This is a genomic window from Butyrivibrio sp. MB2005, assembly GCF_000424285.1.
Lineage (GTDB): Bacteria > Bacillota > Clostridia > Lachnospirales > Lachnospiraceae > Butyrivibrio.
The window spans coordinates 13,054-26,254 of sequence record NZ_AUJP01000022.1 but is presented as its reverse complement, the minus strand read 5'-3'; the positions used below and the strand labels follow the sequence as shown (position 1 = coordinate 26,254).

Genomic DNA, 13,201 nt, shown 5'->3' with positions numbered 1-13,201 from the left:
TTTTTGTGGGGTGGAGACTGATCGCGTTCTAGACTTCTAAATCTAATTCTTAGAGGTGAGTGTATGAAAAAAAGTTTTAAAAATGCCATTATTATGATAATGGCGACGCTTGTTATTTTTTCAAGCATCAGTATTCACACTATGGCCGCAGGGGGATCAGGCGGCAACGTTATTAAACTGGCAGACGGACGCACTGTTTCCGATGGTGGGGAGCTTACATTGGAAGAGTTGAAAACTGCAAAATTTGTTCTTGGCGGCAATAAGCCCATGTATATTGCTTTAGTGGGTGCTCCATACGCATATTATATTAAAGACGATCCGGAACCTAACTGGGCCTATGAGGCACATATAAAGCCCGGAGATGAATATGATCTTTCATCCTGTGCAAAATGGTTTGCGCCTGATTATGTGGATTTTTGGGGTGATATGCCGAAAAACACCCATCTTACAGTGGAGACCTGCGATGATTATTCAGCTAAACATCCCGAGTATCACGAATATGTTTTCAGAATTCTTAATGGTATAGAATCATCTGAAGAACCGAAGGAAACTCCTAAGGAAAAGCCCAAGCAGGAGCCTGCTCACGGCACTGTTACCTATGAAAAGCGCGAACCTGAAAAGACTGAGCCTGCAAAAACCGAGGCTGCAGAAAACATCGATAAGACTCAGAAAAAGGCTAAATTTACTAAGACAAAATCAACAAAGACATCCATCACTTTGAACTGGAAAAAACAGAAAAAAGGAATCACCGGATATGAAATCCAGTGCAGCATGGACAAGTCATTTACAAAGAATGTAAAGACAGTAACTGTAAGCAAGGCAAAGACAACTTCTAAAACCATCAAAAAGCTTACGCCCGGCAGAAAGTATTACGTAAGAATTCGTACCTTCAAGAAAAATGGCGGCACAAAGACCTACTCCGATTGGAGCAAGCCCAAGGCCGTCAAAACCAAGGCAAAGATTTCTGTATGTAGAAAATAACTCATAAAAAAATTAAAGGTGGCCACGTCGCTTAATCAGCGTACGCAGCCACCTTTTTATGATGATTATTCACCAATGGGTGTGAATTCAATAATGGGCTTATGTTCTCTCTCAGACATGAGCTTGTCGAACTCCTCCTGACCGCCGGTATATTCTAAAGTATCCTCATAAGAATTGTTTTCTCTTGTGAATCCGCTGAATTCATTGGCTCCGCTATCAATACCATCTGAGATCATATCCTTCATCATAACAGAGTTGTACTCATCTGAAATGAAGTAAGTCTCATAGGTATGGTTTGTGCCGGCATAGATAATGCCATCCTCAAGTCTGAGCGGACATGAAGAACCATTGCCCGTAACCTGACCAAGATATACTACTTCCCCATTCTGCTTGCCATAGATAGAAGCCTGATATGCAGAGTGATCATATTCAAAAACAAGATCGGTTACTGCAAGGAGCTCATCCTCACAACCGGTAAGCTTAATGTAAGCATATCCCTGTCCCTCGGTCAGCTCAGAAATAACTTCATCATAGGATTCAAAAGATGTTTTTCCTGACTGTTCCTCAAGGAAATCGTTGGGCATATTCGTAAAGGGCTCATTGTCCTCTGAATACATCTGCTCAGCCACTGCTTGGATATCAAAGCCATCAAGATCTGCTGCAGCAACTGAAAGGGAATATGCAATTCCTATTTCCATATCATACCAGGTGATCATGTCAACATAACCTGTATCATTTACACTGCGATAGGTTTTGCCGACCATGTTTCCACCGCCCCAGTTAGCCATTGTCGCTTCGTCAGGGCCTACTGTCCACTCAACGTAATTGCCTGCAATATCTGCATCCTCTGCTGCACCCTGCTGAGCTCTTGCTGTAAAATTCATACCATCCAGAGAAAAACCAAGCTGAATCAAAGGCCCGATACCTTTATCAGGATTACCAAGTTCTTCGCATTTCATCCAAACCTGATCCTGAGCGCCATCGGGAGCTTTGAACAATCTGTCGCAACATCCCTGAGCCTCACCTTCTGTGATCTCTACCCATGGATTTGCCATTCCAACTGTGTTTTCCTCCTCTGATGTAGAAGCTGCTTCAACAGCATCTGCCTGAGCCACGTCCTCATCAGAAATCTCTGCAGCAGCCGCTTCTGAAGTTTCCTGGGCTTCAGGCTCAACCGGTGCACCTGCTGTGCTGCCGCATCCCATAACGCCGGCAGCGGATACTGTCAATAAAGTGATTAACATTACCATCTTATTTTTCATAATATCTCTCCCTCATAATTAAATCGAAATATTTAGCCCGGAAATAATCAGATTTCCAACATATATCGCTGACTTATCTCCACACAAGCACCTTAACACTGTAAGTCCAACAAAAGTCCAACAAAACAAATAATTAAAATGTTATACTGTAGTGTATGGTTTTTTTCTGCAGGATAGTTGCAGGCAGAATCTGCTATCAATAGAGATTTAGAAGGAATGAAAAGATGAATTTGAAAAAATACTTTGCCGATGCAGGCATGAAAAGAACACTTATCGGCGTAATCATTGGAAATATTTTTGTGGGTCTTGGGGTAGGTATCTTCAAGCTTTCCATGATGGGAAACGATCCATTTGATGGTATGAACATGGCTCTTGCCGAGGTTACAGGAATCTACTACCCTGTTTTGCAGATAATTGTAAACCTGCTTCTTTTTGTAATTCAGATACTGTTTGGAAGAAGGCTTATCGGTTTCGGAACAGTGATAAACGCATTTTTCCTTGGATATATTGCAACATTTTTCTACAATCTGCTCTTTGGAATCGTAGGTGAACCCCAGGGCTTTGTGCTCAGATTGTTTATAGTATTTATGGGCGTTCTGGCTATTTCTCTGGGATTATCCCTCTATCAGACCGCAGACCTTGGTGTTGCTCCATACGACGCTTTGGCGCTTATAATCAATGAAAGATTTCCCAAAATCCAGTATTTCCTTGCAAGAATCATGTGCGATGCCATCTGTGCACTGATCTGCTTCCTGGCAGGCGGCATCGTTGGAATCGGAACACTGGTTTCTGCCTTTGGTTTTGGTCCATTCATTCAGTTCTTCAACAGAACTATTTCAGAGAAAATTTTGGTGAAAAAATAATATAGAAAAAATCAAGGCAGGGTGTCATCGCCCTGCCTTAATCTTTGTTTACAACTTATTAAATGATGTAGGTGTCAAAAGTAAATTTTGACACCATATGATATACGAATTGCTCCGTTTCTTCGAGACTCTCGCAATTCTACAAATATTCGGAAACCGCTAATTTACTGCGTAAATTGCTAATTCCTCATATTTGTTCGGGTCATAAAGTCAAAATGCTTAACATGCAAGCATGTACGCATTTTTGACTTTTGACACCTATATCATTAAATTGAATAGCTCTCTACAGGGCCAAGGTATGTCTGCGGAAGCTCATAGGTATCTTTGTGCATTACGAGTTTTTCAAGCACAAAGCCTGCATCTCCGGCATATACTGACAATGTGTTGAGGCCTTTACGCAGTTCAATCTTAGCGGTAGCAACATGCTCGTGATCAAGGACTGCCTTGTCCCATTCAGCACACTGGTAATCTGTAAAATAGCCATCACCTACACCATGAGCAATGCATACATCCCCATCATTTACGGCATAGCCAAAGTTAAGACGGCCGCTGCGGATAATGGGATTTCTCATTGTGCAATGGAAAACTATATCATAAAGTCCGCTTTCCTCTGCAATAAACGCATACTTAACGCAGGGCACATCACCTGACTTAATCTGTTCTACGCCATAGCTCTCCGTCGCAGGGATTACCTTGATTGCTGATGTTCCGGCTTTTCCAAGGTGTGCTATAACCTTAAAGCCTGCAGCTTCAACATCTGATTTCTCTGTGAAGTTTTCTGCACCGATAACGATAAGGTTTTGACGCTCTACAAAGACGTTCTTTTTATGAGTTGTATCAGCGGCATTAGAGCTACCGGTTGTCTGTAAATCCTCGTTAAGGCCTGCAAGAAGCTCTGACATATCAGAATTATCAGCTTCAAATGAAAGACTTGTCTCGGACACAGTGCCGTTATCAAAGGTGAGCTTTACCCTGGCTTCGGCGGTATCTTTCCCGGAAATAGCATCTCTGTTCACAGTAAACACAACTGTTTTTCTGCCTTCTGCGGATTCTGTAGCACCTGTTTCAATTGAAGATGCACCCGCCGTCATACTTCCGGCAATTTCAAGAGCATTATCAGCTATCTCCACTCTGCCCTTAGGTTCATTGCAGATAAGCCATTCGCAGTCACTTTCAATCTCGTAAGTAAATCCAATCTCTCCTCTGCTGTCTATATCAAGCAGAACCTGCTCAGTGTCAGGTCTTGTGAAAGCATCGCTCATAAGAGCGGGACTTCCCTGCCAGTGCGTGCCAAGATCCAGCCGTCTTGATCCTCTAAATGATATGATAGCCTTTGCTTCATAAAGTGGCGAAACAAAAGAAACCGTAGGATATGACCAGTTATAGGCATCCCAGCTTCTAAAACCTGTGTGGGCTGAGCTCATCATATGATTCCATTTTCCGCCATTAAAGCCGTGGAAATCTGCCACATATTTTATATCTGCGCGAACTCTCTCCATAACGGATTTCGCATAGTGGTTAGCATACACGCAGCCTCTCTCTGCCAGCTCTCTGTTCATGGCTGCTTCCACATTCATAAGAATATTGTTAAGTGAAGCTGCCGCAGGATAGAAAATCATACTTCTATATGTTGTAAGTGCAGGTTCAGCCAGTTCCTTATCAAGCTTTGTGGCTTTTTCCAAAATACGACTTACTTCGCTACGAACTCTGTCACCCTCCATAAAATCTACAGGATTGTACACTCTGGGATTTGTGGTCTCAGGAGTTCTTGTAGAATTCCATGTAGAATACCCTGTCAAAACCTCGAAGATATCATCCTTCTGAGCATTTGATGCGCCATCTCCAAGCTGAGTATCAATCCAATTCCTGATGAAATCTTCGATTTTATCCATATCTTTATTGGCATCATAGTCATAAGCAAGAGCCATGAAAAAGCTAAGGGGATACTCGTTCATCTTAAGATCGCCCACATTCACGATCCACATATCTCTTACCCCTGCCTCGTATGCAAGGCTCATCTGCTCACAGGTTTTAGAAAGTCTGTTGCAGTTTACCCACTCATAGCTTATGGGTGCGCCGTGATAATCAAAGTGATAATACATTCCAAAACCGCCGGGATGCTTTGCTTCCTCTTTTGTGGGCAGTGCTCTCACATGACCGTGGTTATCGTCGCTTAGAAGGAAAATAACATCCTTAAGCTCATCCCAATCCTTCAGTCCTTCTGTATTCTCATCACCGTAGTAGTAATCCTCCACCTCTTTGTAGATTGCAAGCATACGAGGAATACCGGTAAGATCAGGATTCATCTGCTCTCTTAAAATATCATCCTGAGCCTTAATGGCCTTTTTTACTACATCAATATTGTCCTTAAGTGTGGCATCCTCAGGTAAAAGCTTGGAATCAGACTCACCGCGCATACCGATTGTAATGACGTTTTCAAAGTCCTTATTTCGAATTACGCCGTCCTTCCAAAATTCTCTGATGCCCTTCTCATTGGTGATAAAGCTCCAGGCATTGTCATCACTATATTTTTTGTACTGTCTCTGCCACTCAAGACCTGCTCTGCAAAGGGGCTCATGGTGTGATGTTCCCATAATTACGCCAAGGGTATCAGCCAGCTCTGCACTCTGTGTCCCGGGACCATCCTCTGAAAAAGAAGAATTCCACATGGCAGGCCACATATAGTTGCCCTTCAGTCTAAGCAGCAGCTCAAAAATCTCCTCATAGGCATTGGCATTAACATCGCCGTAGCGCTCAGTACACCAGTTTCCAAAGGCAGGCCACTCGTCATTGATGAAAAATCCGCGGTATTTAACTGAAGGCTCCTTTGATACAATCTTTTTTTCAAAATCTAAAACCAGCTCGGCTTTTTTGGCAGGCGCTGCATCACCCCAGAAAACAAGCGGTGATACGCCGCACATCTCTGACAGACTAAACATGCCATAGATAGTTCCGCGCTTGTCACTTCCTGCGATTACCAGAAGCTTCTTAACACTGACATACTCCGGGAAAGGCGCCTCCACAAGAGACATCTTATAAACTTCGCGTTTCCCGTCTATGTCACTTACAGATATTTTTCCATCAGAAATAAGTCTGTCTAAGACAGGACTTTTACCAATAGTAGCTGCAATGATCAGGTTTTCAGAAGTGATCTCTGAAAGCTCATCGTGAATCTCAGGTCTTTTTCCTGTGACGATTTCTATATCCTCTGCCACGGTTTTTCCGATTATTTTTATTCCTTCGAAGGCTTCCTTCTCAATGAGGAAGTCTGCTATTTTTCCATTTTCAAATAAACTAAAGCTACGCATAAAATTACCTCCGAGATTTTTATATTATTGCACATAAAAATCACGGAGGCTTGTCGTATCTTGCGCTCTTTTTGTCAAATATAAACCTTATCCAAAATGAAGTTTAATTATATTCTGTCCGTCAGATAGCCTTCTGTTGCGCTGGCCCAGGAATAGGAACTCATATATTCTCCTCTGAAGCTCTCGATGGCTGCCTTGTCATTATCAAGAAACCTGTATAAATCACAGTCCAGCTTCTCGGGAACCACGCGCATCATTCCGCTCTCTACATCGAAAATATCTAAGATGCCGTATTCTTCCAAAGTATCCTTCAGACTTCTTATTATGGTATCCAGATATTTCTGTTTTGCTCTGTCATAATCATCGTCTTCCCAGAGAATATAGAACAGATCCTTTCTGGAAATGAACTGTCCCCTGCGGTCCACAAGGCAGGCGATAAGCTCCTTTGCCTTGTTTCGCTTGAAAACCACAAGCTTGTCATCCACCAAAATATTGAAATATCCAAAGGTTTCAACCTTTACTTTGGGCTTTTCCTGGGTAGCTGTGCTTTCCTCTTTTTCCTGCAATTCGGGTCCCAAGGCAAATTCAAGCTCTGAAACCAGCTTATCATAGCCAATGGGCTTAAGAAGATAACCTGTCGCATGCATTGCATAAGCATCTATGGCATATTCCGAATAACCTGTAAGGAAAATCACCTTGATCTCGGGATTTTTCTGCTTCAGATTGGTAGCAAGCTCAAGGCCTCCCATCCCCGGCATATCGATATCAAGAAGTGCCAGATCCACTTTCTTTTCATCCAGATAAGCTATTGCCTCAGTGGGATCCATGAAGGCTTCGACTGAATCAAAAATATTTGTTTTTTTCACAAGAGAGGCTGTCCTTGAAAGGATAAGCTCCTCATCATCTACACATATCGCATTCATATAATTTTACCCCGGTATCTTTATGGTTATGGACGTTCCTTCTCCGATCACGCTTTCTATGGAGAAAGTACCTCCTGTCATGTTTATTACCCTGTCTCGAACATTTCTTAGTCCGATGTGATCGCCGTTTTTTGTGGCTTCTATCATCTCATCCACATCGAAGCCCGTACCGTTATCACGAATGGAAATAACATGGTCATCCCCGTCCCTGTAGGTGTCGACGGATACCCATCCGTGCTTATTTCCTCTGACGCCGTGACGTATTGCGTTTTCAACCATAGGCTGAATCGTAAGAGGAGGAATCATGAAATCTTCATCCTCAATATCATAATCAATCCTGATGGACGGGAATCTTACCTGCTCAATATCGGAGTAAACTCTGGTGTGCTCAATTTCCTTTTTTACAGGAATAAGGGATTCCTGATTAAGGGAATGGATATTCTGACGCAGATACATAGCGAATTCTTCTATAACCTTCGATGCACGTTCAGGGTCTGTCTCAGTCAATGCCTGAATTGTGGACAGCGCATTAAACAAAAAGTGGGGCTGAATCTGTGACATCATGATCCTGATTCTCTGCTCTGCTTTTAGTGCGTCCTCATGCTCACGGACAAACTGAAGGTGTAGCCAGATATAGAAAAATACGGTACTTTCAGCCATTGCCACTGTAAGAAACGAAACGCGGGGACCGAAATTCATCGATAGATCCAGATAAACCGCACCTACAACGAACAGCGAAATAACAAGCGGCACAAAGTTTTCTGCCCGGCGATGTCCCTTATAACGTTTATAAGCGCCTACCACAAGAACAACAATCAGAATGGCACTGGCAATAAAAGGCTCATAACCAAGGGGCCCTCTGCACCAGGAACCGTCTTCTGCGAAGGCAAAAACCCAGGGCTTAAAGAAGGCTGTAAAGCAGATGGCCGCATTGACAATCAAAACTCCGTAGAGGAATTTTTTACCCCAGTTAATCCCGGATAATCTGATAAAAAGGTACAGCGTTATTGCACGAAGTACGTAGCTGACAGATGTTGTTAACGTAAGCCAAAAAGGCAGATTGTTTTTATAAAAAACATCAGCGAAATCTATACTGAACTGTGGCTCAAAAATTAAAAAAGCAACGATAGCAACAATTGCATAAACCCTATACCTATTCTCCTTTTTGATATAGGGATCGAGCATAACAGCCAGTGAAACGCCAACGAGCTGCGCTATAAGTGCCAAATTAAGCACCATTATTGTTTGTGTATTTGGATCATTCATATAAGTTACCATGTAATTACTTTATCACAGAAACACCAGGTGCAGCTATTTTAGTCCACACCTGGTGCAAAACTGTTTGTCAGTTCATGGTTAAATTATAAACGCCCTTGTCCATCAAATGTCATACACCCATGAATCGGAGATTCATGAATGTAGTAAATGAAAGGGAAAACGCCGGTAACCCGGCGCTTAAAAATGCGTTTTTATAAATTCTGCGCTTACTTCAGCGCTTTTTACAGGATCATTTTGAATCCAGTTCATGTGAGTTTCCAAGATTACAGCTTCAATGCCGCATTTCTTAACTGCGCATGAAATACCTTCAAGATTCATATTTCCATAGCCCAGCTCTGTAGGATTTTCCTTTAGAATTGGCGTCATATAGGGCCCTTTTTCTCTGTTTCCCCTGTCGTTAATATGCCAGAATCTAAGTCTGGGCCCAAGCTTATCAATGATGGCATACACATCTGCTCCGCCATCTGTCATCCAATAGGTATCAAGCTCAAAATTCACATACTCCGGGTCTGTTTTTTCTATAAGTACGTCGTATGCAGTTACGCCATATCTCACCTTTTGCAACTCACTGTTGTGATTGTGATACAAAAGCTTTATGCCCTGATCCTTTAGTGCTTTTCCTGCACAGTTCAGCCGCTCTGCCAGCTTCTCAACTTCGGTATTATCGCTGTAATCAAACCTGTACATTCCGGTAATCACCACAACGTCAGTGCCAAAGCTTTTTGCAAGCTCAGCAATTGTGGCAGGATCGTTCTCTACAGCGCCAAGATTAGAATTGAGGCTACTGACCAGCATACCACTTTCAGAAATCAGCCTGTGCCAGTCATGATTTCCGCTGTTTCCGATACTCATGCCTCCAAAGCTTGTCAGAAGCTTTACTATCAAAGAAGACTTCTGAACCATGAAATCATTGAGCTCTATGTAATCATAGCCTGCAGCCTTAATCCTTCTTAGAGCATCAAGAGTGGTATCGTGATTTTTGCATACTCTTCCAAGCATTATCTGCTGCACGCCCTTTTTTACAGGACATGCAGCTGCTCCGGAAAAATCAGAACCTGCACGTTGTTCTTCGTTCATAAAAACCTCATTACTATCATTCATAGGTAAAAAATCTAATATGCCAAACACTGGGACTGCTCATGGACATCTGTGCCGCCTCATCGCCGTTTAATCTGCGGCCTGGAATCCATCTGCCCTTTTCAAAGCATCCTTCAGTAACCTCTAAAAAATCCAGGTTTGGAACATCAGGATTTGCCGAATTCAAGGAAATTCCGCAGGCGTTTCCTACTACCCAGCATTCATTATCGCTTACTTTAAGGCAGAGACATGCTCCGTCTGAGCGTGGATTTACTGGACTTTTGAAGGTTACGCTTACGCTAAATGAGCCAAAATTCATAGTGGCCGGTAGAGCCCCGAAGGGATTCCCATCCGCAGCAGGTGCGGGAGAATCTGTTTCCGCTGAAACGGCCTGCAGGCAATCAGTGCCGTAGGCTTCTGCAAGCATGGGCATCATTTCCTTTAAAATCTGACCGTAAGCCGCATATTCTTCGAAATTCTGAGGTGTTTTCAAGGCCGGATCAGTTACGTCCATTCCAAATAAAAAGGCCTGCACTGCAGTAAATGGCTTACCAATATCGTCAAAGCCAAAGGGCGAATAACACATAGCGTGATAGTGCCCTACTGTATAGCAAAGTCTTGGAGCGGCGTAGCCGTGAGTTGCACTCTCCGGAATGAAAAGAGCATTCCCGCGTCTTGTATACTCGTCGCAAACTTCTTTGAACTGCGGTACGTAAATATCCGGGCAATACACGTCAATATTTGGTGCGCAGAAGTCCCACACCTCATGAACCTTGGATATAGGACCGCCTGTAGGATAGGTTCCCGGCTTATCACCCTTATCGAGCCAGCAATTGGCTGCCATGGGAAGCGGATATACCTTTTTTCCGGCCTCAGCCACAGTATTTACGAATTTAGATACATAATATGCAGAGAAAATTTCATCAGCGCAGTCTCCGAAAACTTCCTTCCAGCTACCCTGCTCTTTTCCTGCCAGAACCGCTTCTCTTATTTCTTCTGTCATAGTCTCAGTATGACTTCTCATGTATGAGGCAAAAGCTTCCGGAACAGCTGCCTCAAAAGCAGCATCTGCCGCATCTGACACCTCTCTTGAAGCTCCAAGAAGTCCTGTCTCATTTTCCACCTGAACCGCAATAACAGTCTGCTGTTCTTCGTCATAGGTTTTAAGGAAAGACATGAAAGCAGCAAAGGCCTTTGCATCTGCCTTTACAGTCTCTTCTCCAAGATAAGATAGTGTAGTATAAGGGATTTTTACAGGAAGTGAAGGCGAAATTGCCCGGCCTGCCTTGTTTTTTCCCTTTTCAATCTGAGCTCTGGGGAATCGCTTAAGGTCCTGCTTTACCCATCCTGGAGCATACATGCACTCTGCATTTTTCCAGCTTCCAAACCAGAGAAAGACGATCCTCATTCCTCTCTCTCTTGCCTGATTAATAAGCTCTGTGGGCACTTCAAAATTAAAACACCCTTCCTCCGGTTCAATCATTTCCCAGGTTGCAGGAAGGAGCAGCGTGTTCATCCCAAGCTGACCAGCGATATCCCAGATTTCCTCCATGTATTTCGGTGATGAGGAGTCTGAATTGTGAACTTCACCTGCAAGTAAAATGAAGGGTTTATCTTCAACTATCAGCACCTGCTTGTTGTTTCTTGTTTCAATGTGAGGAATTGTGTGATTCATCATAATTTTGTAACCTCTCCTTCAGTAATGCCGCTTTCGTTAAAACTGTCTACTCTCAAATAGTAATCTCTTCCGGTAACCAAAGCACCTATGCGCTTCTCGCTACCTACAGCATCATCTCCAAGAACCATCCAACTGTGATAAAGCTTTTCAGGTGAGCTTCCCCAGAGAATCACATGGCCTACAGCATTATCTCCTGCTTCAATCTTTACACTCATATCGATGCCGGAATCTCTTTTTGCAGAGAAAACAGGAGCTTTTGGCAGCTCGCCCTCGCCTTTTCCAAATACGCGAATGCCGGAAAGAGCGGGAATCTGTCCATATGGAACTTCAATATTAGAAACTCTGATATATCTTATCTCCCTGCCTTCTTCCATTACCACCAGGTCATGAGTCAGATCAGTTGTTGCTTCTGATTTATCCTCTAAAACAAAGAAATCTTCGCCGTCCACAGATCCTTCCATTTTCCAGCGGGTGCAATAGGTCTTGTCATCGATAAAACGAGCCTGAGTGGTTCCTCTGATCTCACCGGGGATAGGAATATCAAGCTTTCCATCGCCAAAGTTAATTTGCACAGCATTTACTTTATATACGTTTCCAAGATCAACTGTAATCCATTCATCCTTGCCTGTTGATGCGGGACGCCATAGTGTCTGCACATCCTCATCAGTAACATTTTCTGAAGGATTCTCTGAAAGCGCGGATGAGCAGCTTGTCTTTTTGCCATAGCTCAGAAGGAACCAGTCCGGATTTTTCCAGGGATCCTGCTTTGCACCGCTTATTTTAAAGGGCCAGTTACCGTATCTCTGATTGCAGAACAGTTCTCCGTCCTTATCAAAGCCTGCAGGCCAAAGTCCTACTCGTCTCTCAAAGTCGTGATTTACACTTATTCTCATGGTAGCGGTGTGCCAGAGATTTCCGCTTTTATCCTCCATGGTTGAGCCGTGGCCTGCTCCCGGTAAAAATCCGCCGGGATTGTAGGAATAAGGATTGTTCTCAGCCAGCTTATAGGGGCCAAGGGGCGAATCCGATACGTAAACGCCATCACCATAGGTATTGAACTGAGTTCCTGCAAATGCATATTGCAGATAGTATTTTCCGTTATGCTTATCCACCCAGGCGCCTTCGATATAGGGCATATTGGAGAACATACCCTTGATTAGTGGCTTAAGGTCATCGGGAATCTGATCTTCCGTGGTGTTCTGCATAGCAAGAAAGCCCTGAAATCCCTTCTCAATTTCCTCTTGTGAAGCAGGAAAAATAGAATTATCCTCTCCAACTCTCTCATAGCCATACTCTGTGGGATGTCCCTCAAGCATAGGCACTTTCTCGCCCTTTGGAAGCATGGTTTCAGGGTCAAGCTCGCATCCGTAAATGGGCTCTGTATTGGAGCAGCCCCAGTAAAAATACACTTTTCCATCATCATCTATGAAAAGATTGGGATCCCAGTAAGGGAAGTTGCCGGGAATTTTCTCATAGGGTCCGTTCAGAATATCCTTCGTTCTGAAGCGGTCGCAGTTTTCATCTCTTTTTGATGCGCAAAAATATACGTAATCTCCCATTACTCGTACATCCGGAGCATAATCGTATAAAGGAAGCTCATCAGGAAGTCTGTGATTTTCCCACTTTACAAGATCATCAGACACCCATACTCCCAGTGTCATGGATGCAAAAATATAGTATCTGCCCTTGAAAAGGATCATGGACGGATCCGCAGCTTCTCTGCAAATCTGGATTTCTCCGCCCTTTCTGGGGTCAGCATTAAACTGATATCTGTAGTTGATGTTTATCGGGTTGCAAACGTAGCTCATTTCATTTTCTCCTCTATAATTGC

The 13,201-nt window shown here is 43.4% G+C and carries 9 protein-coding genes; 2 read left to right on the top strand and 7 right to left on the bottom strand.

All coding sequences use genetic code 11. The annotated features are described in order from the left end of the window. The first annotated feature begins 63 nt into the window (after positions 1-63). Entirely contained in the window at positions 64-981 is a 918-nt protein-coding gene (locus G610_RS0112545; RefSeq protein WP_026525080.1) for a fibronectin type III domain-containing protein, read from the top strand. Positions 982-1,046: 65 nt separating this feature from the next. On the opposite strand, the gene G610_RS0112540 is transcribed toward G610_RS0112545, so the two are convergent. Next, a complete protein-coding gene (locus G610_RS0112540; RefSeq protein ID WP_026525079.1) occupies positions 1,047-2,243 on the bottom strand; it encodes a hypothetical protein in 1,197 nt (398 codons plus the stop codon). Positions 2,244-2,467: 224 nt separating this feature from the next. Here G610_RS0112540 and G610_RS0112535 point away from each other — a divergent pair, with 224 nt between their 5' ends. Continuing rightward, complete coding sequence (locus G610_RS0112535) at positions 2,468-3,106, top strand: YczE/YyaS/YitT family protein (protein WP_081667457.1); 639 nt, start codon at positions 2,468-2,470, stop codon at positions 3,104-3,106. 266 nt (positions 3,107-3,372) lie between these two features. Here G610_RS0112535 and G610_RS20810 read toward each other — a convergent pair whose 3' ends face one another. The 6 genes from G610_RS20810 to G610_RS0112505 form a co-directional block, all read right to left on the bottom strand. Next, complete coding sequence (locus tag G610_RS20810; protein WP_051197980.1) at positions 3,373-6,414, bottom strand: glycosyl hydrolase 115 family protein; 3,042 nt, start codon at positions 6,412-6,414, stop codon at positions 3,373-3,375. A gap of 107 nt (positions 6,415-6,521) precedes the next feature. Continuing rightward, positions 6,522-7,337 carry a response regulator gene (locus tag G610_RS0112525; RefSeq protein WP_026525077.1) on the bottom strand — a complete coding sequence of 272 codons (816 nt, stop codon included), beginning with the start codon at positions 7,335-7,337 and terminating at the stop codon, positions 6,522-6,524. A gap of 6 nt (positions 7,338-7,343) precedes the next feature. Beyond that, complete coding sequence (locus G610_RS22275; protein ID WP_196809843.1) at positions 7,344-8,603, bottom strand: sensor histidine kinase; 1,260 nt, start codon at positions 8,601-8,603, stop codon at positions 7,344-7,346. Positions 8,604-8,792: 189 nt separating this feature from the next. After that, positions 8,793-9,692, bottom strand: coding sequence for a sugar phosphate isomerase/epimerase family protein (locus G610_RS0112515; RefSeq protein ID WP_051197978.1), 900 nt, complete (start codon positions 9,690-9,692; stop codon positions 8,793-8,795). A gap of 16 nt (positions 9,693-9,708) precedes the next feature. Next, positions 9,709-11,370, bottom strand: a complete 1,662-nt coding sequence (locus G610_RS0112510) for a GH35 family beta-galactosidase (protein ID WP_051197977.1) — start codon at positions 11,368-11,370, stop codon at positions 9,709-9,711. After that, positions 11,367-13,178, bottom strand: coding sequence for a family 43 glycosylhydrolase (locus G610_RS0112505; RefSeq protein WP_026525074.1), 1,812 nt, complete (start codon positions 13,176-13,178; stop codon positions 11,367-11,369). The genes G610_RS0112510 and G610_RS0112505 overlap by 4 nt, the downstream gene beginning before the upstream one ends. Between the last annotated feature and the right edge of the window lie 23 nt (positions 13,179-13,201).